This is a genomic window from Nonomuraea sp. NPDC050202 (assembly GCF_040656115.1).
Classification (GTDB): domain Bacteria; phylum Actinomycetota; class Actinomycetes; order Streptosporangiales; family Streptosporangiaceae; genus Nonomuraea.
Window position 1 is genome coordinate 495,870 of sequence record NZ_JBFALF010000001.1, and the last position, 24,241, is coordinate 520,110.

The 24,241-nt window shown below is 71.7% G+C and carries 23 protein-coding genes; 14 read left to right on the top strand and 9 right to left on the bottom strand.

Features of this window, described 5'->3' with window-relative positions; genetic code table 11:
- Nucleotides 1–158: 158 nt before the first annotated feature.
- Nucleotides 159–3,686, top strand: a complete 3,528-nt coding sequence (gene dnaE / locus AB0I79_RS02495) for a DNA polymerase III subunit alpha (RefSeq protein WP_357866043.1) — start codon at nt 159–161, stop codon at nt 3,684–3,686.
- Nucleotides 3,687–3,729: 43 nt separating this feature from the next.
- Entirely contained in the window at nt 3,730–5,112 is a 1,383-nt protein-coding gene (locus AB0I79_RS02500) for an amidase (protein WP_357866045.1), read from the top strand.
- Here AB0I79_RS02500 and AB0I79_RS02505 read toward each other — a convergent pair.
- Nucleotides 5,109–5,630: a hypothetical protein gene (locus tag AB0I79_RS02505; protein WP_357866046.1), complete on the bottom strand. Its 522-nt coding sequence runs from the start codon at nt 5,628–5,630 to the stop codon at nt 5,109–5,111. The two genes, AB0I79_RS02500 and AB0I79_RS02505, sit on opposite strands and share 4 nt — an antisense overlap.
- Before the next feature lie 63 nt (nt 5,631–5,693).
- Between AB0I79_RS02505 and murA the strand changes: the two genes are divergently transcribed.
- Both murA and AB0I79_RS02515 read left to right on the top strand, forming a co-directional pair.
- Nucleotides 5,694–7,004, top strand: a complete 1,311-nt coding sequence (gene murA, locus AB0I79_RS02510; protein WP_357866047.1) for a UDP-N-acetylglucosamine 1-carboxyvinyltransferase — start codon at nt 5,694–5,696, stop codon at nt 7,002–7,004.
- 53 nt (nt 7,005–7,057) lie between these two features.
- The gene (locus tag AB0I79_RS02515) at nt 7,058–9,319 is read left to right on the top strand and encodes a transglycosylase domain-containing protein (RefSeq protein WP_357866048.1); all 2,262 of its coding nucleotides are present in this window, start codon (nt 7,058–7,060) and stop codon (nt 9,317–9,319) included.
- Nucleotides 9,320–9,466: 147 nt separating this feature from the next.
- Here AB0I79_RS02515 and ybaK read toward each other — a convergent pair whose 3' ends face one another.
- Complete coding sequence (gene ybaK / locus AB0I79_RS02520; RefSeq protein WP_357866050.1) at nt 9,467–9,961, bottom strand: Cys-tRNA(Pro) deacylase; 495 nt, start codon at nt 9,959–9,961, stop codon at nt 9,467–9,469.
- Nucleotides 9,962–10,147: 186 nt separating this feature from the next.
- Nucleotides 10,148–10,942 (bottom strand): helix-turn-helix transcriptional regulator, encoded by a 795-nt coding sequence (locus AB0I79_RS02525; protein ID WP_357866051.1) that lies wholly within the window; start codon nt 10,940–10,942, stop codon nt 10,148–10,150.
- 55 nt (nt 10,943–10,997) lie between these two features.
- Here AB0I79_RS02525 and AB0I79_RS02530 point away from each other — a divergent pair, with 55 nt between their 5' ends.
- The gene (locus AB0I79_RS02530) at nt 10,998–12,119 is read left to right on the top strand and encodes an MFS transporter (RefSeq protein ID WP_357866053.1); all 1,122 of its coding nucleotides are present in this window, start codon (nt 10,998–11,000) and stop codon (nt 12,117–12,119) included.
- A gap of 32 nt (nt 12,120–12,151) precedes the next feature.
- Here AB0I79_RS02530 and AB0I79_RS02535 read toward each other — a convergent pair whose 3' ends face one another.
- The 3 genes from AB0I79_RS02535 to AB0I79_RS02545 form a co-directional block, all read right to left on the bottom strand.
- Nucleotides 12,152–13,954: a hypothetical protein gene (locus AB0I79_RS02535; protein WP_357866054.1), complete on the bottom strand. Its 1,803-nt coding sequence runs from the start codon at nt 13,952–13,954 to the stop codon at nt 12,152–12,154.
- A 90-nt stretch (nt 13,955–14,044) separates the two neighbouring features.
- Entirely contained in the window at nt 14,045–15,049 is a 1,005-nt protein-coding gene (ligD, locus tag AB0I79_RS02540) for a non-homologous end-joining DNA ligase (protein ID WP_357866056.1), read from the bottom strand.
- A gap of 48 nt (nt 15,050–15,097) precedes the next feature.
- The gene (locus AB0I79_RS02545) at nt 15,098–15,292 is read right to left on the bottom strand and encodes a hypothetical protein (RefSeq protein WP_357866058.1); all 195 of its coding nucleotides are present in this window, start codon (nt 15,290–15,292) and stop codon (nt 15,098–15,100) included.
- A gap of 502 nt (nt 15,293–15,794) precedes the next feature.
- On the opposite strand from AB0I79_RS02545, the gene hisD reads away from it, so the two are divergent.
- The 9 genes from hisD to hisF are packed head-to-tail and all read left to right on the top strand — an operon-like array spanning nt 15,795 to nt 21,793.
- Nucleotides 15,795–17,102 carry a histidinol dehydrogenase gene (gene hisD / locus AB0I79_RS02550; RefSeq protein WP_357866060.1) on the top strand — a complete coding sequence of 436 codons (1,308 nt, stop codon included), beginning with the start codon at nt 15,795–15,797 and terminating at the stop codon, nt 17,100–17,102.
- The gene (locus AB0I79_RS02555) at nt 17,099–18,169 is read left to right on the top strand and encodes a histidinol-phosphate transaminase (RefSeq protein ID WP_357866062.1); all 1,071 of its coding nucleotides are present in this window, start codon (nt 17,099–17,101) and stop codon (nt 18,167–18,169) included. The genes hisD and AB0I79_RS02555 overlap by 4 nt, the downstream gene beginning before the upstream one ends.
- On the top strand, nt 18,166–18,759 hold the full coding sequence (gene hisB, locus AB0I79_RS02560; protein ID WP_357866064.1) for an imidazoleglycerol-phosphate dehydratase HisB: 594 nt from the start codon (nt 18,166–18,168) through the stop codon (nt 18,757–18,759). The genes AB0I79_RS02555 and hisB overlap by 4 nt, the downstream gene beginning before the upstream one ends.
- A complete protein-coding gene (locus AB0I79_RS02565) occupies nt 18,756–18,911 on the top strand; it encodes a hypothetical protein (protein WP_357866066.1) in 156 nt (51 codons plus the stop codon). Before hisB ends, AB0I79_RS02565 begins: the two co-directional genes overlap by 4 nt.
- Nucleotides 18,905–19,543 (top strand): imidazole glycerol phosphate synthase subunit HisH, encoded by a 639-nt coding sequence (gene hisH, locus AB0I79_RS02570; protein ID WP_357866067.1) that lies wholly within the window; start codon nt 18,905–18,907, stop codon nt 19,541–19,543. The genes AB0I79_RS02565 and hisH overlap by 7 nt, the downstream gene beginning before the upstream one ends.
- A gap of 7 nt (nt 19,544–19,550) precedes the next feature.
- Nucleotides 19,551–19,880, top strand: coding sequence for a hypothetical protein (locus tag AB0I79_RS02575; RefSeq protein ID WP_357866069.1), 330 nt, complete (start codon nt 19,551–19,553; stop codon nt 19,878–19,880).
- The gene (gene priA / locus AB0I79_RS02580; protein WP_357866070.1) at nt 19,881–20,603 is read left to right on the top strand and encodes a bifunctional 1-(5-phosphoribosyl)-5-((5-phosphoribosylamino)methylideneamino)imidazole-4-carboxamide isomerase/phosphoribosylanthranilate isomerase PriA; all 723 of its coding nucleotides are present in this window, start codon (nt 19,881–19,883) and stop codon (nt 20,601–20,603) included.
- A gap of 21 nt (nt 20,604–20,624) precedes the next feature.
- Nucleotides 20,625–21,035 carry a Rid family hydrolase gene (locus AB0I79_RS02585; RefSeq protein ID WP_357866072.1) on the top strand — a complete coding sequence of 137 codons (411 nt, stop codon included), beginning with the start codon at nt 20,625–20,627 and terminating at the stop codon, nt 21,033–21,035.
- Nucleotides 21,032–21,793, top strand: a complete 762-nt coding sequence (gene hisF, locus AB0I79_RS02590; protein WP_357866074.1) for an imidazole glycerol phosphate synthase subunit HisF — start codon at nt 21,032–21,034, stop codon at nt 21,791–21,793. Before AB0I79_RS02585 ends, hisF begins: the two co-directional genes overlap by 4 nt.
- A gap of 39 nt (nt 21,794–21,832) precedes the next feature.
- Here hisF and AB0I79_RS02595 read toward each other — a convergent pair whose 3' ends face one another.
- From AB0I79_RS02595 to AB0I79_RS02605, 3 genes are all read right to left on the bottom strand, one after another.
- On the bottom strand, nt 21,833–23,194 hold the full coding sequence (locus tag AB0I79_RS02595; RefSeq protein WP_357866076.1) for a glutamine synthetase family protein: 1,362 nt from the start codon (nt 23,192–23,194) through the stop codon (nt 21,833–21,835).
- A 61-nt stretch (nt 23,195–23,255) separates the two neighbouring features.
- Nucleotides 23,256–23,417, bottom strand: a complete 162-nt coding sequence (locus tag AB0I79_RS02600; RefSeq protein ID WP_169789240.1) for a hypothetical protein — start codon at nt 23,415–23,417, stop codon at nt 23,256–23,258.
- Nucleotides 23,418–23,608: 191 nt separating this feature from the next.
- Nucleotides 23,609–24,238, bottom strand: a complete 630-nt coding sequence (locus tag AB0I79_RS02605; RefSeq protein ID WP_357866078.1) for a TIGR03085 family metal-binding protein — start codon at nt 24,236–24,238, stop codon at nt 23,609–23,611.
- Nucleotides 24,239–24,241: the final 3 nt, after the last annotated feature.

The window sequence follows — 24,241 nt, forward strand, 5'->3', positions numbered from 1 at the left end:
CCTTGATCACCCAGTGTGAATCCGAGGATATCGGTGCTGCTGATCGCCGCGACCCGCGGCGCGCCGGTCCCCGGGGGCGCCGGATGGGCCCCGGGTTGTCGGTCGGGGCCACTAAAGTCAGATGCCACAACCCCATCGAGACCGGGAGGCGCCGCTCCATGTCGTCCAGCGACTCGTTCGTGCACCTGCATGTTCATACGGAATACTCCATGCTGGACGGGGCGGCCCGCCTCAAGCAGATGTTCAAGCAGGTCGGCGACCTGGGCATGCCCGCGATCGCGATCACCGACCACGGCAACATGCACGGCGCCTACGACTTCTACAAGCAGGCCACGGGCGCCGGCATCAAGCCGATCATCGGCATCGAGGCGTACGTCGCGCCGGAGTCGCGCCACAACAAGAAGCCGGTGCTGTGGGGCGAGCCGCACCAGAAGCGCGACGACGTCTCGGCGGGTGGTTACTACACCCACATGACGATCTGGGCGCGCAACAAGACGGGCCTGCACAACCTGATGCGGCTGTCCTCGCGCGCCTACACCGAGGGTTTCGTGCGCAAGTGGGCGCGCATGGACGCCGACATCCTGGCCGAGCACGCCGACGGCCTGATCGCCACCACGGGCTGCCCGTCGGGCGAGGTGCAGACGAGGCTGCGGCTCGGCCAGTACGACGAGGCGCTCAAGGCCGCCGCGAAATATCAGGACATCTTCGGCAAGGAAAACTTCTTCCTGGAGATCATGGACCACGGCCTCGACATCGAGCGCCGCGTCCGCGACGGCCTGACCAGGATCAGCAAGGAGCTGGGCATCCCGCCGCTGGTCACCAACGACTCGCACTACACCTACGAGGCCGACGCCGCCTCCCACGACGCCCTCCTGTGCATCCAGACCGGCAAGCAGCTGTCCGACCCCGACCGCTTCCGCTTCGACGGCTCCGGCTACTACATCAAGAGCGCCGACGAGATGCGCGCGGTCGACTCCTCCGACCTGTGGGCCGAGGGCTGCCGCAACACCCTGCTGGTGGCCGAGAAGGTCGACGCGACCGGGTTCTTCGAGTTCAAGAACCTCATGCCGACCTACCCCATCCCCGACGGCATGACGGAGAGCGAGTTCTTCCGCCAGACCGTCTGGGAGGGCATGGCCCGGCGCTGGCCCGAGGGCTACGACGAGGAGCACCGCAAGCAGGCCGAGTACGAGATCGGGATCATCGAGCAGATGGGCTTCCCGAGCTACTTCCTCGTGGTCGCCGACTTCATCATGTGGGCCAAGCAGAACGGCATCCCGGTCGGCCCCGGCCGTGGCTCGGCCGCCGGCTCGCTGGTGGCGTACGCGATGGGCATCACCGACCTCGACCCGCTCCCGCACGGCCTGATCTTCGAGCGGTTCCTCAACCCCGAGCGCGTCTCCATGCCCGACGTCGACATCGACTTCGACGAGCGCAGGCGCGGCGACGTGATCCGGTACGTGACCGAGAAGTGGGGCGCCGACAAGGTCGCCATGATCGCCACGTTCGGCACCATCAAGGCCAAGGCCGCCATCAAGGACGCGGGCCGCGTCCTGGGCTACCCCTACGCGCTGGGCGACCGGGTCTCCAAGGCGTTCCCGCCCGCCGTGATGGGCAAGGACATCCCGCTGTCGGGCATCTTCGACAAGGACCACCCGCGTTACGCCGAGGCGGGCGAGCTGCGCCGGCTCTACGAGGAAGACGTCGACGTCAAGGCGACGATGGACCTCGGCAAGGGCCTGGAGGGCCTGATCAGGCAGACCGGCGTGCACGCCGCCGGCGTGATCATGTCCGCCGAGGTGCTGACCGACCACATCCCGATCATGCGCCGCGACTCCGACGGCGCGATCATCACGCAGTTCGACTACCCGACCTGCGAGACGCTCGGCCTGCTGAAGATGGACTTCCTGGGCCTGCGCAACCTCACCATCATGGACGACTGCCTCAAGATGATCGAGGCGACCACGGGTGAGAAGGTCGATCTGCTCTCGCTGCCGCTCGACGACCGCAAGTCGTACGAGCTGCTGGCCAAGGGCGACACGCTGGGCGTGTTCCAGCTCGACGGCGGCGGCATGCGCTCGCTGCTGCGCCTGATGCGCCCCGACAACTTCGAGGACATCTCCGCCGCCCTCGCGCTCTACCGCCCCGGCCCGATGGGCGCCAACTCCCACACCAACTACGCCCTGCGCAAGAACGGCCAGCAGGACATCACGCCGATCCACCCGGCGCTGGAGGAGCCGCTCAAGGACATCCTCGACACGACCTACGGCCTGATCATCTATCAGGAGCAGGTCATGGCCATCGCCCAGAAGGTGGCCGGCTTCACCCTCGGCGCCGCCGACCTGCTGCGCCGCGCGATGGGCAAGAAGAAGAAGGCGGAGCTGGACAAGCAGTACGCCGGCTTCGAGAAGGGCATGCTGGACAACGGCTATCCCGCCGAGGCCATCAAGGCGCTGTGGGACATCCTGCTGCCGTTCTCCGACTACGCCTTCAACAAGGCCCACACCGCCGCCTACGGCCTCATCGCTTACTGGACCGCCTACCTCAAGGCCAACTACCCGGCCGCCTACATGGCCGCGCTGCTGTCGTCGGTCAAGGACGACAAGGACAAGTCGGCCCTCTACCTCAACGAGTGCCGCCGCATGGGCATCAAGGTGTTCCCGCCGGACGTCAACGACTCCGACTTCGACTTCACCCCGCGCGGCACCGACATCCGCTTCGGCCTGTCGGCCGTCCGCAACGTCGGCGGCAACGTCGTCGACGGCATCATCGCCGCGCGCAAGGAGAAGGGCCGCTTCGGCGACTTCAAGGACTTCCTGCGCAAGGTGCCGGCCATCGTCTGCAACAAGCGCGTGATCGAGTCGCTGATCAAGGCGGGCGCGTTCGACTCGCTGGGGCACGTGCGCAAGGGCCTGGTCATGGTGCACGAGCAGGCCGTCGACGCGATCATCGACATCAAGAAGAACGAGGCCATCGGCCAGGACTCGTTGTTCGGCGCGATCGACGGCGGCGAGGACCAGACGTTCGACGTGCAGATCCCGGTGGGCGAGTGGGACAAGAACACGCTGCTGCAGTTCGAGCGGGAGATGCTCGGCCTGTACGTGTCGGACCATCCGCTGTTCGGCGTCGAGCACATCCTGGCCGCCGGGGCCGACTGCTCGGTCGCGGCCGTGCAGGACGAGAGCCGGACCGACGGGCAGGTCGTGACCGTGGGCGGCATCCTCAGCGGGGTGCAGCGCAAGGTCACCAAGAAGGGCGACACCTGGGTGCTGACCCAGCTGGAGGACCTCGCCGGCTCCATCGAGGTGATGATCTTCCCGTCGGCGTACCAGCTCTGCTCGACGCTGCTGGCCGAGGACGCGATCGTGTTCGTCAAGGGGCGGATCGACAAGAGGGAGGACGTCGCCAAGATCATCGCGATGGAGGTGACGGCGCCCGACCTCACCGTGGAGGCCGGGGGGCCGCTGCTGGTGAGCCTGCCGCTGACCCGCTGCACGCCGCCGGTGGTCGGGCGGCTGAAGGAGATCCTCACCACCCATCCGGGCACGTCCGAGGTGCATCTGCAGGTCCACAACGGGCCCAAGACGACGGTGATGCGGGTGGACGACCGGCTGCGGGTCACGCCCTCGCCGGCGCTGATGGGCGACCTGAAGCAGCTCCTCGGCCCGGCGTGCCTCGGCGCTTGACCCCCGTTCCCCGACAGGGCGGCCGTGGGGCAGGATCGCAGGCGTGAGCGAACTGCATTTCCTGACCGCGACCGAGCTGGCCCGACTGATCAGGACCAGGCAGGTGAGCGCCGTGGAGGTCCTCCAGGCCCACCTCGACCGGATCGAACAGGTCAACCCGCACGTCAACGCCATCGTCACCCTCGTCGCCGAGCAGGCCATGCGGGCGGCCGAGGCGGCCGACGCGGCCCTCTCCTCGGAGGGGGCCGCCGGGCCGCTGCACGGCGTGCCGGTCGCGCACAAGGATCTCGTCGACACCGCGGGGATCAGGACCACCTACGGCTCGCCGCTGTTCGCCGACCACGTGCCCGAGCAGGACGACCTGATCGTCCAGCGGCTGCGCGCGGCGGGGGCCGTCACCGTGGGCAAGACCAACACCCCGGAGTTCGGCACCGGCTCCCACACCGTCAACGAGGTGTTCGGCGCCACCAGGAACCCCTACGACCTGTCCAAGTCGGCCGGAGGCAGCAGCGGGGGAGCGGCGGTCGCGCTGGCGACCGGGATGGTGCCGCTGGCCGACGGCTCCGACATGGGCGGCTCCCTGCGCAACCCCGCCTCGTTCTGCAACGTCGTCGGCCTGCGCCCCACGCCCGGCCGGGTGCCCGACATCTCCGACATCAACGCCTGGTACACGCTGAGCGTCTCCGGGCCCATGGCCAGGACGGTCGAGGACGTGACGCTGATGCTCGGCGTCGTCGCCGGGTTCGACCGGCGCTCGCCGTACTCGATCAAGGAGGTGTTCGCGCCCGAGCCCGAGCAGGGGGTGGCCGGGCTGCGCGTGGCGTGGAGCCCCGACCTGGGCGGGCTGCCCGTGGACCCGCGGACGGCGGCGGTCACCGCGACCGCGCCCGGGGTGTTCGAGCGGCTCGGCGCCCGCGTGGAGCAGGTCGAGCTGGACCTGAGCGACGCCGAGGACGCGTTCAGGACCTACCGGGCGTGGAACTACCTGCTCGTCCACGGCGACAAGAGCGGGCTCGGCCCCAACACGGCCTGGAACGTCGAGCAGGGCCGCAAGGTCACCGGGGCCGACCTGGCCAGGGCCGAGAGGGCGCGCAGCCGCCTCTACCAGCGCATGGCCGCCTTCTTCGACACCTACGACGTCCTGATCGCGCCCGTCAGCCAGGTGCCGCCGTTCCCGATCGAGCACCCGCACGTCAGCGAGATCAACGGCCAGAAGCTGCCCGACTACCTGGCGTGGATGCGCTCGGCGTACTGGATCAGCGTGCTGCACGCGCCGGCCGCCTCCGTGCCCGCCGGGTTCACCGGCGACGGGCTGCCGGTGGGCGTGCAGATCGTGGGCAGGCCGTTCGAGGACGCCAGGGTGCTCCGGGTGGCGCGCGCCTTCGAGCAGGCCACCGGCCACGGCCTGCGCCGTCCCCCGCTCTAGGTCGGCCCGATCCCGCCGTACGGCTGCCGCAGCGGCGACTCCCGGTAGCCGTGCATCCCCTCCAGCAGGCCGAAGAACCCCACGGCCAGCAGCGGCCAGGACACCAGCACGCCCTCGGCGGTCAGCTTCAGCGCGCCTGGGACGATCTTCACCCCGGTCGCGGCGGGGGCCGCCTCCACCATGACGGCCCCCAGCGTGAACGTGGAGCCCGCCCACAACGTCAGGAACGCGGCCGCCACCCCGCCCGCGCACAGCCCCAGCAGCACCGGCAGCATCAACCGCCGCGCCGAGAACCAGGCGACCCCGCCGCACAGCAGCCCGAGCCCGCCCGTGATCACCGCGAACCATCCGTCGGCCGCGATCAGGGCCTGCGTGGTCGGATCGGCCAGCACCGTGCCCTGATCGGTCACCTGGTACGGCGCCCGCGGTGTCAGCCCTGACCAGAGCAGTCCGGCGGCGACCCCGAGAGCGGCGAGTGCGAGGACAGTTACCGCAAAAGCGCGTACTTCCCTCGTCACGCCACTCCCCCTCACATGTACGTCCGAATCAGCTCGATGGTATCCCCCGGCTAGGCTCACTTCGTGATTGCAGAAGAGGTCTGGCAGATTGAACCCTCCGGCCCGCTCCGGGGTGACGTCGAAGTACGCGGTTCGAAGAACGGCGTGTCCAAGCACATGGTCGCGGCCATGATGGGCAACGGCGAGAGCAGCATCCACAACGCCCCCGAGGTGGGCGAGGTGGGCATCACCGCCGAGATGCTGCGGGCGCTCGGCATCCACGTCGAGATCTCCCGCACGGAGATCAGGATCGAGAAGGGCGCGGAGATCGAGCCCCGCGTCCCCGACGCGTTCACCGGCCTGAACCGCATCCCGATCCTCATGCTCGGCCCCCTGTTGCACCTGGCGGGGGAGGCGTTCGTGCCGCTGGTGGGCGGCGACCCGATCGGGCGGCGGCCGGTGAACTTCCACGTGGACGCCCTGCGCGCGATGGGCGCCGAGGTGCAGGTCGGCGACACCGGCATCTACGCCAAGGCCAAGCGCCTCAACGGCACCCGGATCGAGCTGCCGTACCCGAGCGTGGGCGCCACCGAGACGGTGCTGATGTCGGCGGTGCTGGCCGACGGCAAGACCGTGCTGAAGAACGCGGCCACGGAGCCGGAAGTGGTGGAGCTGGCGCTGTTCCTGCAGCGGATGGGGGCCAGGATCGAGCTGTCGCCGGACCGCCGGATCGTCATCGAGGGCGTCGAACGGCTGCGCGGCGCCCAGACCTGGCTGACCGGCGACCGCATCGAGGCGTTCTCGTACCTGGCGGCGGGCCTGGTCACCCAGGGCGAGGTACGCGTGCACGGCTGCCCCCAGGACCGCCTGGTCACCGCGATCACCACGCTGGCCAGGATGGGCGCCCAGTTCGACATCAACGACGAGTACCTGTGCGCCACCGCGCCCCCCGAGGGCCTGCGCTCGGCGGCCGTGCAGACCGACACCCACCCCGGGTTCATGACCGACTGGCAGACGCCGCTGATGGTGCTGTTCACGCAGAGCCAGGGCATGTCGGTGCTGCACGAGACGGTCTTCGAGAACCGCCTGGTGTACGTGCCGGCGCTGCAGAAGATGGGCTGCGAGATCGAGGTGTTCGACCAGTGCCTCGGCGGTCCCGCCTGCCGCTACCACGACACCAACGCCCGTCACTCGGCCGTCGTGCGCGGCGTGTCCAAGCTCAAGGGCGCCGACGTGACGCTGCCCGACATCAGGGCCGGCTTCTCGGCGGTGCTGGCGGCGGCGGTCGCCGACGGGCCGTCCACGCTGCGCGGCGTGCACCACATCGAGCGCGGCTACCACCGGCCGTTCGAGCAGTTCGTGTCGCTCGGTCTGAACATCACACGGCAACGGTAAAGAGGCCGGAAGCGGGCGTTTGCCGCTGATCGGGACGTCGCAGATCATCTTACGTGACCGTACTCAGATCCGTCGGGGCGCTCGGCCTGGCGGGGGCGCTCGGCGGGGTACTGACGGCCGCGCTGGCCGCCCCGCTGGTGGGCGGGGGCGGCCTCGCGGCGATGAGCGTCACGAACACCTTCGTGGACCTGCCGCCCGCCCCGCGCGAGGAGCCGCTCGCCCAGGTGACCAGGCTGCTGGACAAGGACGGGCGGCCGTTCGCCCAGTTCTACGAGGCCAACAGGACGGCCGTGCGGCTCGGCGCGGTCGCGCCCGTGATGCGCAAGGCCATCGTGGCGATCGAGGACGCCCGCTTCTACGAGCACGGCGGCCTCGACGTCAGGGGCACGATCCGGGCGCTGCTCACCAACACCCAGGCAGGCGGCATCCGGCAGGGCGGCTCGTCCCTGACCCAGCAGCTCGTCAAGAACATCCTGGTGGAGAGCGCGCGCAGCGACGCCGAACGGAACAAGGCCCGCGCCCCCAACCTGGCCCGCAAGATCACCGAGCTGCGGCTGGCGCTGGCGCTGGAGAAGAAGTACCGCAAGGACGAGATCCTGGAGCGGTACCTGAACATCGCCTACTTCGGCGCGGGCGCGCACGGGGTGGAGGCGGCGGCCAGGCGCTTCTTCTCCACCTCGGCCTCCCGGCTGACGCTCACCCAGGCGGCCACGCTGGCCGGCGCGGTGCGCATGCCGTACTCGACCGACCCCTCGCTCGGGCAGGCGCACAGGGAGCGCCTGAAGATGCGCCGCGACCTCGTGCTCGACCGCATGGCGGGGCTCAAGCAGATCACCCAGCAGGAGGCGGCGAGCGGCAAGGCCGCGCCGCTCGGCATCCGGTTGCGGCCGGAGCCCGGCGGCTGCGCCCAGAGCGAGTACCCGTTCTACTGCCTGTACGTGCAGCAGGAGCTCCTGTCCAACCCCGTCTTCGGCAACACGGCCCGTGAGCGGCAGCGCAGGATGGCCAGGGGCGGCCTGACGATCAGGACCAGCCTCGACCCGATCGCGCAGCGCGCCGCCGAGCGGGCCATCCGCGAGCACGTCTCGCCGGAGGACACCGAGGTGGCCGCCGAGGCCATGGTGGAGCCGCGTACCGGGCGGATCAGGGCGATGGCCGCCAGCAAGCGCTTCGGCCGCAACCCCGGCAACCGCAAGAACGGCCCCAAGACCACCTTCAACCTGCCGGCCGACGTGGCGCACGGGGGCGGGCAGGGCTTCCAGGCCGGCTCCACGTTCAAGGTGTTCACCCTGGCCACCGCGCTGCAGCAGGGGTGGCGCTTCGGCGACGGCTTCCAGACGCCGGGTTCGCTGGTGCCGGGGCAGGGCTACCGCGACTGCTCGGGCAAGCCCGTCAACGACCCGAACACCCGCGTCCTGAACGCCAGCGGCGAGGGCGAGGGCGGGCCGCACAGCATCGAGACCGGCACCTGGAAGTCGGTGAACATCTTCTACATGATGCTGGAGCGCAAGGTCGGGCTCTGCAACGTCGTGCGCATGGCCAGGACGCTCGGCGTGACCAGGGCGGACGGAGGGCCGCTGAAGGAGGTGCCGACGTTCACGCTGGGGGTCAACGAGATGGACCCCGTGACGGTCGCGGCGTCCTTCGCGGCGTTCGCCGCGCGCGGGCAGTACTGCCGGCCGCTGGCCATCGTGGAGATCGTCGGCAGGGACGGGCGGCGCACGCACGTGCCGCCGTCGTGCGAGCAGGTACTCGAACGGCCCATCGCGGACGCCGTCAACCACGTGCTGGAGGGCGTGTTCGACAAAGGCACGATGAAGGGGCAGAGCATCGGGCGGCCCGCCGCGGGGAAGACGGGCACCAACAACGGCTACACCTCGGCCTGGTTCGCCGGCTACACGCCGCACCTGGCGGCGGCGGTCAGCGTGGGGGACATCCGGGGGTCCTACCGGTTCCCGCTGCAGGGGGTGCAGATCGGGGACCGGTACTACGGGTCGGTGCAGGGGGCGTCGCTGCCGGGGCCGATCTGGGTGGAGTCGATGAGCGCGGCGCTGCGGCGCACGGAGCCGCGCGGGTTCATCCGGCCCGACATGTCGCGCTTCGGGGGCGGGCACACGCCGGGGCTGGAGAAGGCGCTGGCGGAGGAGGAGCGCAAGAAGCGGGGGAACAACCCGTTCGGCCGGCGGACCCGGCGGCTGTTCGAGTGGCTGCTCGGGCAGGGCCCGGGGCCGTCCCTGGAGGGGCCGCCGCGCGAGCCCGGCCGGCTCCTCGACCGCCCCCGCCGCGATCGCGCCGTACCCAGGCCGGGCACCTGAGAGAGACCGCCATGGGCGCGGGCGCTGAGGCGGCGAGCGTCGCCTGAGCGGTACCGCGTCCCGGCGTGGCGTCGGCCGGCGGTGCGTCGCGCGGCCCCTCGCGGGCCTCGGCCGGAGCGCGGTGGGCAGGGGGCGGGCGGAGGGGGCTCAGCCGGCCTTGCCGATGGGGGCCGTGACCGCGCGGGTGAGCGTGATGAGGTTGTCGGGAGCCGTCTCGATCTGGAGCCCCCGCTTGCCCGCCGAGAAGTAGATCGTCTCGAAGTCGAGCGCCGACGAGTCCACCACGGTGGGAAGCTGCTTGCGCTGCCCCAGCGGGCTGATCCCGCCCACGACGTACCCTGTCACCCGTTCGACCTTGGCGGCGTCGGCCATCGCGGCCCGCTTGCTGTTGAGCGCTCCCGCCAGAGCCTTCAGATCGAGCTTGCCCGCCACCGGCACCACCGCCACCGCCAGCCCGCTCTCGACCTCGGCGACGAGCGTCTTGAAGATCCGCTCGTACGGCACGCCGAGCGCGTCGGCGGCCTCCTCGCCGTAGGCCTGGGCGGCGGTATCATGCTCGTACGGGTGCAGCGTGAACTCCGCCTTGGCCTTCGCCAGCGCCATGGTGGCAGGAGTGCCCCCTGTCTTGGTTTTGCGCGACATGGTTGATGACCATAGCGCGGAGCCGGCAGGGCATCCTCCTGCGGGCCGAGGACGAGCGGGACCGCCGGCGCACGATCGTGCGCGTTCACCGGCGTCCTCGTGGGTGACGGCCAGTTCCAGGGGGGCATCCCGAGTGTCCGTCGGGTGTCCGGCAGGTTCTACAGCGGCTGGCTCGCCTGGCGTCCGCTAGACCTGGCGCGGTCCGGCCGCCGGTCGCAGGCGGCCGGGCGTGTAGCCGAAAGCCCTCCTGAACACGTCGATGAACGCGCTCGCCGACGCCCACCCGCACCGGTGCGCCACCGCGGTCACAGGGGTGCCGTCGGCGAGCAGGAGGAGGGCATGGTGCAGGCGGAGCTGGGTGCGCCACTGAGGGAAGGTCATGCCCAGCTCGGCCCGGAAGAGGCGGGCCAGGGTGCGGTCGCTGGTCCCGGCCTGGGCGGCGAGCCGGGCCAGGGTGCTGTTGTCGGCGGGGTCGCGGTGCAGGGCGGCGCAGACCGCGGCCAGGCGGGCGTCCCTGGCGGTGGGCAGGTGGAGCGGCTGCTCGGGGGCGTGCCTGAGCTGGTCGAGCAGCACCGCCAGCAGCCGCTCCCGCTCCCCGCCGTCCCTCCGGCCGCCCTCCCGCTCGCTGCCGTTTCTGTGGCCGTCGGGATGGTCGCCGGTGTAGGCGATGATCAGCTCGCGGAGCAGCGGGCCGACCGCCAGCACCGCCGGCCGGTCCAGTCCGAGCGGGTTGTCGGCGAGGCCGACCAGGCGCAGGTCCGTGTCCCCGTGCGCGCGGTGCTCGTGCACGGTGCCCGCGGGCACCCACAGGGCCCGGTTCGCGGGGGCCACCCAGGTGCCGGCGTCGGTGGTGACGGAGATGACGCCGCGGCAGGCGTAGGCGATCTGGTGGGTGTCGTGACGGTGCGCGTCGATGCCCGCGCCCGGCGCGAGGGGACGCCGTCCGGTGGGCGCTTCGGACAGATGGCGGATTCCCGTCATGGATTGGCATTTTATCGGAAGCGAGCCAACCGTCCCCGGGGACAGGATCGAAGGCGTGAACAGGATCCCCATGCTCGCCGCCGGTCACGCCACCGTGGACTTCTACCAGGGCGCGGTGCCCGCCCTCGTGCCGTTCCTGGTCTCAGGACGCGGTTACGGGTACGTCGCCGTCTCCGGCATCGTGCTGGCCGCGACGCTGCTGTCGTCGATCGTGCAGCCGATCTTCGGCGTGCTGACGGACAGGTGGCGCATGCCGTGGCTGATCCCGGCGAGCATGGTCCTGGCCGGAACGGGGGTGGCCATCTGCGGCGTCTCCGATTCGTACGTGCTGACCTGGCTGGCCGCGGCCCTGTCCGGGCTCGGGGTGGCCGCTTACCATCCGGAGTCCGCGCGCCTGGCCAGGATCGCCAGCGAGGGCAGTCACGTGCGGATGAGCTGGTTCTCCACGGGCGGGACGCTGGGCTTCGCGTCGGCGCCCGTGCTGGTGACGCCGCTGCTGGCGGGATGGGGCCTGGGCGCCTCGCCGCTCCTCGTGCTGCCCGCCGTGCTGGGCGCGATCGTGACACTGCCGGCGATCAGGGCGCTGGCCGGGGGCGCCCGGTCGGCGCGGGCCGCCGGGCCCGTCTCCGGGCGGGACGACTGGCCGTCGTTCATCAGGCTCACGCTGGTGATCGTCTTCCGCTCGGTCGTGTACGTCGGGCTGAGCGCCTTCGTGGCCCTGTACATGGGCGGCGGCGCGGCCGGGGCGGTGGCCTTGTTCGTGCTGTTCGCGGGCGGGGCGGTGGGCACCGTGGTGGGCGGCAGGGCGGCCTCGCGCCTGGGCCGGGTGCGGACGATGCGGCTGTCGTACGCGCTGGCCGTGCCCGCGGTCGCCGGCGTGGTGCTCGTGCCGGGCCCCGCCGCGTACGCGTTCGTCGCCGCCTCCTCCATCGCCCTGTACGCCCCGTTCTCCCTGCACGTGACGCTGGGCCAGGACTTCCTGCCGACGCGGGTGGGCACGGCCAGCGGCGTCACCCTGGGGCTGGCGGTCAGCGTGGGTGGCCTGGCCAGCCCGCTGGTGGGCGCGGTGGCCGAGGCGGCCTCGCTGCGTACGGCGCTGGCCTGCCTGATCGTGTTCCCCGTGCTGGCGCTGCTCATGGCCCGCACGATCAAAGAGCCCACCCCGGCCCCGGCCTGACCAGGCCCTCGCCCGAACGGGTCCGAGCGGGCCTAACCGGCGGTCGGGAGTCGCAGGACGCTGGTGTTGTCGCGCTGCGTCGGGTCCAGGCGGGTGGAGGTGACGCGCGCCTCGAGGGGCAGCCGGCGCGGCGCGTAGCCGGCCACGCGGACGCGGGCGTGCAGCCGTACCGGCCTGCCCGGATGGATGGTGCCGATCGTGCAGGTGGCCTCGCGCCCGCCGCTCTTGCACGTGGCGCCGCTGATCGAGGCCAGGGCCGCGCCGGGCGGCAGGGTGAGCGTGACGGGCACCTGGGCGGCGGCCATCAGCCCGCGCATGGTGACGGTGGCCGTCACCGTGGCGGTGCCGCCGCGCCTGACCGGCCGCCCGGGGCCCGACAGGCTGACGGACAGCGCGTCGTACACCCCGCGCGGGTCGGCCCGCTTGACGATCGCGCCGTAACCCTCGAGGTTGATCGCGTTGGCGACCGAGTTGCCCTCGGACTCGCCGTCCTCCTTGCCCGCCGACAGCACGCCGACCAGGTCGCCGGTGCCCTTGACCACCCACGGCCCGCCGCTGTGCCCCTTGAACAGGTGGCAGTTGAACGTCTCCAGCCGCCCCGCCTTCGACGCCGCGCCCGCGGTGCGGGCGGCGAGCATGGTGTCCGCGCGGGCGATCCCGAGCGCCTGCCTGGTCCTGGCCAGGCACCAGAGCTGGTCCCTGCCGTCGTACGGCTTCCTGCCGAGCAGGCCGGGGTAGCCGGTCGTGGCGATCGTGTGCCTGCCGCCCTGGTTGAGCAGCGGGGTGAAGGCGCCCACGGCGTCCTGCAGGGTGCGGTCGTGCCGGCCGACCTCGATGAGGGCGATGTCGTAGATCGAGTTCCAGTCGCCGCCGGGCGTCCCGGTGTAACCGTCGGGCTTCCACGCCCGCCGGCCGCCCCACCGCCCGTACGGCTCGCGCTGCCGCACGGTGGCCCCCCGCCCGTCGTAGGCGGGCACGAACGCGAAGCTGGTGTGCCAGCGGCCGGTCGTCGAGCCCGCCGGCACGCCGTACACGCAGTGGGCCGCCGTGACGACGAGCAGCCGGGAGGCCGAGCGGACCACCGAGGCGCTGCAGGAGTCGCCGCTGCCCGCCGCGTTGACGAAGAACAGGCGGCCGCTGATCCGGCTGGCCGGCGCGGCCGTGTACGGGCGCCGGATGCGGGCGTACCCGTTGGCGTCGCCGCCGGGGGTGATGCGTTTTCCCGAGGGCACGCTGAGGCGCCGCTCGGCCGCCCCGCCGCCGTCGCCGGACTCCTCGCCCGCCCCGGCCACCGCCCCCGTGCCCGCCCCGGCCACCGCCCCCGTGCCCGCCCCGGCCACCGCCCCCGTGCCCGCTCCGGCCACCGCCCCCGCGCCCGTGCCCGCCCTGGCCACCGCCCCCGCGCCCGTGCCCGCCCTGGCCACCGCCCCCGCGCCTGTGCCAGCGACCGCGACCGTCCCCGTCCCCGCGCCCGTCCCCGTCCCCGCGCTCGTCCCCGCGCCGGTGCCCGTCGCCGTGGGTGCCCCCGTCTCGGCGACCGCGACCGCCCCCGTGGTCGGCACGCTCGCCGGCAGGTCGGCCGCCTTGGCCTTGGCCTGCTTGTCCGCGGTCCAGTACCGCACCGCGCGGCCGGGACGCATCACCGGCGACGCCGCCGCCCCCCAGGAGCGGCCGTGCTGGGCGGGCCGCACGGTCCGGGCATCGGACGGCGTCTGCACGGCGGGCGCGGACGGCGGCTGCACGGCGGGTGCGGCCGGCGGCTGGTCGGCCACCGCGGGCAGGGCGAGCGTGACGCCGGCCAGCGTGGTCAGCGTGGTGACCAGAGTTCTGTGCACATTGTCCCCCGAGCAACTCGATGACCTCACGGTCACTTTAAGTCGCCAAAAGGTGACGATGTGTTGTCGGGGTGGTGTGTGTCGGGTAAATCAGCCCGCGGCGGCGTCGCCCTGCCCGGGCAGCAGGTCGGCCGTGGTGGCCTCGTGCGGCTCGCGGTCGGGCCGCAGCCCCCGCCACGACGGATGCCGCAGCCGCCCGTCCCCGGTGACCTCGGCGTACTGCACCTCACCGACCACCCGGGGCTCCACCCAGTGCGCGTCGCGGGCATGCTCGCGCGGCACCACCTCGTCGAACGGCGGCTCGGCCCGCTCCAGTGGGGCCAGCCGCTCCCGCAGGTCGCGCAGCATGGCCTCGGTGAAGCCGGTGCCGACGTGGCCCACGTACCGAAGCCGTCCGCGCAGGTCGTACGCGCCGAGCAGCAGCGACCCGATCATCCCGGAGCGCCGCCCGCCGCCCGGCTTCCACCCGCCGATGACGACCTCGACCGCGCTGACGTTCTTGACCTTGGTCCACTCGCCGCTGCGCCGGCCCGGCCGGTACGGCGAGCCCATCCGCTTGCACACGACCCCTTCGAGCCCGAGCTGCCGCGAGGAGTCGAAGGCCCGCGAGGCGTGGTCGGCGAACCAGACGGGCACCTGCCACCGGTAGCCGGGCCGCAGCGTGCCCTCCAGCAGCTCGCGCCGGTCGGTGTACGGCCGCGAGACCGTGCTCGCCTCGTCGAGGTGCAGGAGGTCGAAGGCCATGTACGTCACCGGCACCGCCCTGGTCAGCTCCGCCACGGCCGCCGGGTTGCGCTGGTGCATCCGGGGCTGCAGCGCCTCGAAGCTGGGCCGTCCCGCCTCGTCGAAGGCCACGACCTCCCCGTCGAGGACGGCCGCGTGCCCGCCGGTAGCGCCGGCCATGAGCTGCAGCTCGGGGTAGGCGGAGGTGATGTCCTTGCCGTTGCGCGACATCAGGCGGACGGCGCCGTCCTCGACGTAGGCGAGGGCGCGAACGCCGTCCCACTTCATCTCCACGGCCCAGTCGTCACCCTGGACGGAGGTCAGCGTCCCGAGCTGGGCCAGCATCGGGGCGTAGGCCGGCAGCCGAACCATGGTGCATGCCGTACCCCGTCCGCTTGATCGACAGTGGTGGACAGGGGTCTACAGATGGTCAAGTGGCCTGTCTTCCACCAGTTCGGCCAGGTCTACGCCGTGCTGCCCGAGATCGGCGACCGTGGCGCAGTAGCCACGCAGGTAGGTGCGGCCGTTGACCTGGTGGGAGACACGCAGCAGCGGGCGATCGTCCAGGATGATCGCCTCTACGAGGATGCCGCCGGGCCCGCGCCACTGTCCCATGCCGGTAAGGGTAAATGCCCGGACATAATGGACAGGTAATGAGGCGCCCTCGCGGGAAGGCCGGACCCGGCCCGGGGGCCACGTGCGCCGCAGCACGCACGCGGCGGCGTCGGGCGATTTCAGGAACGCGTCCCCCGCCCAGATGGTGCATCCGTGCCGGTGCCGCTGTGGGCATGAGACGGCCCCTCTACGACACGCCCCCCTCGCAAGGGCGTCGTAACGTTATTTTTTGATTCCCCTAAGTTTTTCTTGGTCTGAAGCGTTAGAAGCCACCCGTCCCGGGCAGAGGTGACACCTTGAGCGTTTCCCTGCCGTGGCCGTGCCCCCGTGACGGCCACGGCTCCCGCCCCGGCAGGCCCGGTCCGGGGTGATGGTGGCCGCGGGGCGCGCGTCGGCGAGCGCCCGCCCCGCGGCCCTCACCCTTGACGCCCACTCTCTGCGCCGACATGTCCGGATCGTGGACAGAACCAGATTCAGGGGCCGGACTCCGTAGACTGTCAGGGTGATTTCCCGTATTGACATGCGCGGTTCTCTGCCCGAGGACCTGCGCGACGTGCTGCCCCGCGCCGAGCTCGACGTCGAGGCCGCCCTGGAGAAGGTGCGGCCCATCTGCGACGACGTGCGCCATCGCGGGGCGGCAGCCGTACGGGAGCTGACCGCCAGGTTCGACGGTGTCGAGATCGCCTCCACCCGCGTGCCCGCCGAGGCCCTGGAAGGGGCGCTCGCCGGGCTCGACCCCAGGGTCAGGGCGGCGCTGGAGGAGTCGATCAGGCGGGCCAGGCTGGTCCACCGCGACCAGCGGCGCGCCGACGTCACCACCGAGGTCGTGCCCGGCGGCACGGTGACCGAGCGGTGGGTGCCGGTCGATCGGGTGGGCCTCTACGTCCCCGGCGGCCGCGCGGTCTATCCCTCCAGCGTGGTGATGAACGTCGTGCCCGCGCAGGAGGCGGGCGTCGGCTCGCTGGCCGTGGCCAGCCCGGCGCAGAAGGAGTTCGGCGGGCTGCCGCACCCCACGATCCTGGCCGCGTGCGCGCTGCTCGGCGTCGACGAGGTCTACTCCGTGGGCGGGGCGCAGGCCGTGGCCATGTTCGCGTACGGCACCGAGGAGTGCGCGCCGGTCACCATGGTCACCGGGCCGGGCAACATCTACGTGGCGGCGGCCAAGCGGCTGCTCAAGGGCGTCATCGGCATCGACTCCGAGGCGGGCCCGACCGAGATCGCCATCCTGGCCGACGAGACGGCCGACCCGGTCCACGTCGCCGCCGACCTGATCAGCCAGGCCGAGCACGACACCATCGCCGCCGCCGTGCTCGTCACGACCAGCCCCGAGCTGGCCGACGCCGTCGAGAAGGAGCTGCCGGGCCAGGTCTCGGCCACCAAGCACTCCGAGCGCATCACCGAGGCGCTGAGCGGCAAGCAGTCGGGCATCGTGCTGGTGAGCTCGATCGACGACGGCCTCAAGGTGGTCGACGCCTACGCCGCCGAGCACCTGGAGATCCACACCGCCGGCGCCGCGGCCGTCGCGGCCCGGGTGCGCAACGCGGGGGCGATCTTCGTGGGCACCTACGCGCCGGTCTCGCTCGGCGACTACCTCGCCGGCTCCAACCACGTGCTGCCCACGGGCGGCTGCGCCTGCCACTCCAGCGGCCTGTCGGTGCAGTCGTTCCTGCGCGGCATCCACGTCGTCGACTACAGCCGCGAGGCGCTCGCCGGCGCGGCGGCCCACGTGTCGGTCCTCGCCGACGCCGAAGACCTGCCCGCACACGGCGCGGCGATCCGCGCCCGATTCGACTGGCGAGTGCCCGAGTGAACCTCGACGACCTGCCCATCCGCGACGACCTGAGGGGCAAGACGCCCTACGGCGCGCCCCAGATCGACGTCCCGGTCCGGCTCAACACCAACGAGAATCCCTACCCGCCCTCGCCCGCGCTGGTCGCCGACCTGGCCAGGGCGATCGGTGAGCAGGCGGGCGAGCTCAACCGCTACCCCGACAGGGACGCCGTCGAGCTGCGCGCCGAGCTGGCCGCCTACCTCGGTCACGGGCTGACGACTGAGCAGGTGTGGGCCGCCAACGGCTCCAACGAGGTGCTCCAGCAGATCCTGCAGGCGTTCGGCGGCCACGGCCGCACCGCCATGGGGTTCGAGCCGTCCTACTCCATGCACCCGATCATCACCAGCGGCACCAGCACGGAGTGGGTCAAGGCCAGCCGCGAGGAGGACTTCTCGCTCGACCCCGGCAAGGCCGTGGCCGCGGTCGAGGAGCACCGTCCCGACATCGTCTTCATCACCTCCCCGAACAACCCGACCGGCACCGCGCAGCCCCTCGACACGATCGAGGCCATCGCCTCGGCGGCGCCGGGGGTCGTCGTGGTGGACGAGGCCTACGCCGAGTTCGCCCGCGAGGGCACGCCGTCGGCGCTGACCCTGCTGCCCGCGCACCCGAGGATGATCGTCACCCGTACGATGTCCAAGGCGTTCGCCATGGCGGGCACCCGCGTGGGTTACCTGGCCGCGCACCCCGCCGTGGTGCAGGCGCTGCTGCTGGTGCGGTTGCCGTACCACCTGTCGACGCTCACCCAGACGGCGGCGCGCGTGGCGCTGCGGCACCGGGAGGAGCTGCTCGGCGGCGTCGACGCGCTGCGGCGCGAGCGTGACGCCACGGTGACGTGGCTGCGGTCCAAGGGCCTGGCGGTGGCCGACTCCGACGCCAACTTCGTGCTGTTCGGGCGTTTCCCCGAGCGCCGCACGGTGTGGGAGGGGATGCTGGAGCGCGGCGTGCTCATCCGCGAGGTGGGCCCGCCCGAGTGGCTGCGTGTCTCGATCGGCACCAGCGAGGAGATGGCGGCCTTCCGCGCCGCCCTGGAAGGAGTGCTTTGAGCCGCGTAGGTCGCATCGAGCGTGTCACCAAGGAGACCTCGGTCCTGGTCGAGGTGAACCTCGACGGCACCGGCCAGGTCGAGGTGGCCACCGGGGTCGGGTTCTACGACCACATGCTGGCCCAGCTCGGCAAGCACGGGCTGTTCGACCTGACCGTCAAGACCGAGGGCGACCTGCACATCGACTCGCACCACACGATCGAGGACACCGCGCTCGCGCTGGGCGCGGCGTTCCGCGAGGCGCTGGGCGACAAGTCGGGCATCAGGCGGTTCGGTAGCGCGTCGTGCCCCCTGGACGAGTCGCTCGCCCAGGTCACCGTCGACCTGTCCGGCCGCCCCTACCTCGTGCACCACGAGCCCGAGGGCATGGCGCCGATGATCGGCCCCGAGTACGACACGACGATGACCCGCCACATCCTGGAATCGTTCGTCGCGCAGGCCGCGATCTGCCTGCACGTGCACGTCCCGTACGGCCGCAACGCCCACCACATCGTCGAGGCCCAGTTCAAGGCGCTGGCCAGGGCGCTGCGCGAGGCCTCCGAGCCCGACCCCCGGGCCACGGGGGTACCCAGCACCAAGGGCGTGCTATGACCGACAACGTCCTGGCCATCGTGATGGTCTTCCTCGGGCTGTTCCTGATCGGTGGCGTGTTCTCGTTGGGCAAGCAAGGGCTCAAGATCGGTGCGGCCGTCTGCGCGTTCGGCGCGGCGATGGCGATCACGGCGGGGGTGCTGTGGTGGTGAGCAAGAAGAACGTCGTGGTGCTCGACTACGGCTCGGGCAACCTGCGCTCAGCGGAGCGTGCCCTGGCCAGGGCGGGCGCCGAGGTGACCGTCACGCCCGACTTCGAGGCGGCGCTGGAGTGCGACGGGCTCGTCGTGCCGGGCGTGGGCGCGTTCGAGGCGTGCATGAAGGGGCTCAAGGCCGTGCGCGGCGAGCAGATCGTCGGCCGCCGCCTGTCCGGAGGCCGCCCGGTGCTGGGCATCTGCGTCGGCATGCAGATCCTGTTCGCCAGGGGCGTCGAGCACGGCGTCGAGACCGAGGGCTGCGGAGAGTGGCCGGGCACGGTCGAGCGGCTGGAGGCGCCGGTGCTGCCCCACATGGGGTGGAACACCGTCAAGTCGCCCGAGGGCAGCGTGCTGTTCGCCGGGCTCGACGCGGCCACCCGCTTCTACTTCGTGCACTCCTACGGCGTGCGCGAGTGGGAGCTGCGCACCGGCGACGGCTTCGCCGAGCCCGCCGTCACCTGGGCCGAGCACGGCGTGCCGTTCGTGGCCGCCGTGGAGAACGGCCCGCTCATGGCCACCCAGTTCCACCCCGAGAAGTCCGGCGACGCCGGAGCCCACCTCCTGCGAAACTGGCTCGGCACGCTATGAGCCCGTCATGAGCAAGGAACGCGCGCGCCGCAGGGCCGAGCGGGAGGCCGAGAGGGCGCGCGCGATCCGGGCCAACGAGGAGCGGCAGGCCCGCCGGGCGCGCCGCCGCGCCCAGCTGGCCCGCCTGGTCCCGCGCCCCGTGCGGTTCTACCGCCAGGGCGGCCTGCTGGCCCGCCGCCACCGCGCCCAGAACGCGGTGGTGGCGCTCGGCTTCCTGCTCGTTCAGGTGATCGTCTGGCTGATCTGGGGCTCGTTCCCGCTCAGCTTCGGCGTCCTCATCCTCTCCCTGCTGCTCGCACCCGTTGTCGTGACCCTCGCCTTCGACCGGAGGATCTGAATGTCGCTCGTATTGCTGCCCGCCGTGGACATCGTGGACGGCCAGGCCGTACGCCTGACGCAGGGCGAGGCCGGGACGGAGACCGTCCACGGCGCGCCGCAGGCCGCCGCGCTGGCCTGGCAGGAGGCGGGCGCCGAGTGGATCCACATGGTCGACCTCGACGCCGCCTTCGGCCGCGGCAGCAACCGCGAGCTGATCGCCGAGGTGATCGGCAAGCTGGACGTGAACGTCGAGCTGTCCGGCGGCATCCGCGACGACGAGTCCCTGGCCGCCGCGCTGGCCACCGGCTGCCGCCGGGTCAACATCGGCACCGCCGCGCTGGTGAACCCCGAGTGGTGCCGGAAGATCATCGCCGAGTACGGCGACAGGATCGCGGTCGGGCTCGACGTGCGCGGCACCACGCTGGCCGCCCGCGGCTGGACCGAGGACGCCGGCGACCTGTGGGAGGTGCTCGAGCGGCTGGAGTCCGACGGCTGCCCCCGCTACGTGGTCACCGACGTGACCAGGGACGGCATGATGCAGGGCCCCAACCTCGACCTCTACCGCCAGATCTGCGCGCGCACCGACAAGCCCGTCATCGCCAGCGGGGGCGTTTCCAGCCTCGATGACCTGGTCGCACTGGCTTCTCTCGTCCCGGACGGAGTGGAGGGCGCCATCGTGGGCAGGGCCCTGTACGCTCACGCGTTCACGCTGGAAGACGCGCTTTCCGCGGTACGCGTGTAACTCTTGCCGGGAGGGGGCGAGATGAGCGTCAGCAGCATCGGCATGGAGAGCACCGGTTACAGGGTGTTTTCTGGCGGCATCTGGGAGGAGAAGTACGGCTACGCCCGGGCCGTGGTGGCGGGCGAGCGGGTGATCGTGTCCGGTTGCACGGCCACGGTCGACGGAGAGGTACGGCACGTCGGAGACCCGTACAAGCAGGCCCTGACCGCGCTCGACATCGCTCTCGAAGCCGTCCTGATGGGCGGCCTGACGAGGGAGGACGTCGTCATGGTCCGCTACTACGTGGTGGAGCAGCGCCACTTCGACCCCGTCGGGCAGGCCATCCACGAGGTCTTCTGCAAGGTACGCCCCGCCTGCACCGGGGTGCGGGTGGCCGGGCTGGTCGACCCTAGAATGCTGGTCGAGATCGAAATCGAGGCACTGCGAACATGACCGTAGCGGTAAGAGTCATCCCCTGTCTCGACGTGGACGCCGGGCGCGTGGTCAAGGGCGTCAACTTCGAGAACCTGCGCGACGCGGGCGATCCCGTCGAGCTGGCCAGGCGCTATGACGAGGAGGGCGCCGACGAGCTGACCTTCCTCGACATCACGGCGTCCTCGGGCGAGCGCGAGACGATGCTCGACGTGGTGCGCAGGACGGCCGAGCAGGTGTTCATCCCGCTCACCGTCGGCGGGGGAGTGCGCTCGGTCGAGGACGTGGACCGGCTGCTGCGGGCCGGCGCCGACAAGGTGTCGCTCAACACGGCCGCCATCGCCAGGCCCGAGCTGCTCACGGAGGCCTCCAGGCGTTTCGGCGCGCAGTGCGTCGTGCTGTCGGTCGACGCGCGCCGGGCCCCCGGCACCGAGAGCGGCTTCGAGGTGACCACGCACGGCGGGCGGCGCGGCACCGGGATCGACGCGGTGGAGTGGGCCGCCCGGGGCGAGGAGCTCGGCGTGGGCGAGATCCTGCTCAACTCGATGGACGGCGACGGCACGCTCGACGGCTACGACCTGGAGATGCTGCGCGCGGTCCGGGCGGCCGTGCGGGTGCCGGTGATCGCCAGCGGTGGCGCGGGCCGGCTGGAGGACTTCCCCCCGGCGGTGGCGGCGGGTGCGGACGCCGTGCTCGCGGCCAGCGTGTTCCACTTCGGCACGCTGAAGATCTCCGAGGTCAAGGACACGCTCAGGATGGCGGGGCACCCCGTCCGCTGACCGGCTCGCCCCGGGCCGCACCGCCCGGGGCAGAGAGCTTCAGAACACCCGCAGGTGGTGGAAGAGCTCGTAGGAGACGTCCTTGCCCGCGAACGCGGCGGCCTCGGACCGCTTGACGGCCAGGTACGCGCTGCGCCGCAACGGGCCGAGCGCCTCCATGAGCACCTCGTCGCCTTCCAGCGCGTCGAGCGCCTCGTCCAGCGACGTCGGCAGGCGGGGATAGCGGCCCGGGCGCGTGTCCGGGTCGACGTCCACCGCCTCGCCGGGGTCGAGCTTGCGCCGGATGCCGTCGAGCCCGGCGTGGATGACGGCGCCGAGCGACAGGTAGGGGTTGGCGGAGGAGTCGGAGGGCTTCAGCTCCAGGTTCGGCTCGCCGCTCTCGCCCAGCGGGGAGCACACCCGGATCGCGGCCTCGCGGTTGTCGGGACCGTACACGGCGTAGGCGCCGGCCCACATGCGGGGCGCCAGGCGGCGGAAGCTGTTGACGCTGCCGCAGGTCAACGCCGTCAGGGCGGGCAGGTGCGCGAGCAGGCCGCCGATGAAGCCGTCGCGTACCTCGCTCTGCTCGGCGAAGACGTTCTGCGTGTCGTTCCACAGCGACAGGTGCAGGTGGCAGCCGTTGCCCGCCTGGTCGGCCAGCGGTTTCGGGGCCAGCGAGGCCCACATCTGCATGCGCATGGCCATGCCGCGCACGGTCTCGCGGTAGAGCACGTGGTTGTCGGCGGCACGCAGCGCGGGCGCGTGGCGGATCGACAGCTCCTGCTGCCCGGGGCCGAGCTCCGGGTGGTAGTGCTCGACGCGCAGCCCCTGCGTCTCCAGCGCGCGCAGCAGCTTGATCGTGTAGTCGTGGGCCGTGTCGAAGCCCGTGGCGGCATAGCAGAGCGAGTCGTCGAGCGGCACCAGCCGGTCGGGGCCGCCCGCCGGGTCGGGCAGCCGCCGCCCGAGCGTGAACTCGGGCTCGAACGCCGCCACCAGCGCGTACCCCTCCGTCCTGAGCTCGGCGATGGCCTCCTTCAGGAACGTCCGTGCGCACGCCCCCCACGGGCTGCCATCCGGCAGACACAGGTCCGACAGCATGGCCGCCGCGCCGGGGGCGTGGGGCAACGGGACGTACGTGGCCGGGTCGGGGACGATGCGTACCTCGCCCACCGGTCCCAGGTGCTCGACCTCCTGGAGCTGGTCGAGCATGTTCATCGCCATCATGGCCACCGTGTGCCCGATGCCCGTGCTGAGCCGTTCGGCCAACCGCGACCGGGACGCCGCCTTGCCACGGATCACGCCACCGTGGTCGGCGTACAGGAAACGGATCAGCTCGATACCCTCGAGCTCCGTTCGCTCGAGGATGCGCCGCGCCTGTGGGTCGAGCTGATGGGGTTTGGTGCCGCTGGGGCGATCTCTCATTCTGCCTGCGTAACACGATCTGGCAGCGCGGGGAAGCACCTGACGCAGACAGAACCTACGGTCAGGTCAGAACACTTGAGAAGAACACGGCCAACTGATTAGCTCCCTGAATGATTCCGTCGAACACACCGTTGACCGCGGCGGCGGCTTGGGCCGGCCGGGTGAACAGGTAGAAGACCACGAACGCGACAGCCACGTAGGTGATCACCTTCTTGACCTGCATGGGGGGCCTCCTGCAGTCCATTCCCAGCCGTATATACCCGGATCTGGGCGATCCCTAGGCATCTTCTGTGAAGATGTACATGATCCTAACCGGGGGGCTTCTTACTCATGCCATGGTACGGGCAGGAGATTACCCGCGAGCGCCTTCCGCATCGGGATTTCCCGCGGTAGCACCGCAACCTCGGAGAGGGATCAGACCCCCAGAGCGGCCTCCCGCAGCCGGGCGACGGAGGCGGGGTCTCCGGTGAGCTCCACGCGGGCGTGAGCCTGCCGCCCGAAGCAGAACATCAGCAGCTCCGCCGCCTTTCCGGTGACCTCCACCCGCGAGCCGCCGCGCGGCCCGCCGAGCGCCACGCCGCCGCCGAGGCGGTGCAGCACCACGCCCACCGGCGACTTGCGCAGCATCAGCCGGGCGCCGGTGGACACGCGCTTCCAGATGAGCGCCTCCAGGTCGGCGGGCAGCTCGCGCGGCTGCCACGCCGGCTGGGCGCGGCGCACGTCCTCGTGGTGCACGAACAGCTCCAGCGTGTTGACGGCCTCGTCGAGCGCGGGCAGCAGGCCGTACACGCCGCCGGGCTTGCGGATGACGCCGACCAGCTCGGGGAAGGGGTGGCGGGCCTTGAAGCCGTTCTGGACCGAGGCGGTGTAACCGGCCAGGGCCTTGATCGCTATGCCGCCCATGGCGTCGGGCCTGCGCTCGCGCACCGCGAGGTGGGCCGCCAGGTCATAGGTGGTCCAGCCCGCGCAGAGGGTCGGCGCGTCGGGGCCGAGCCGGTCGAGCAGGTCGCAGAGCGCGGAGCGTTCGCCACGAGCGTGAGTCACGTG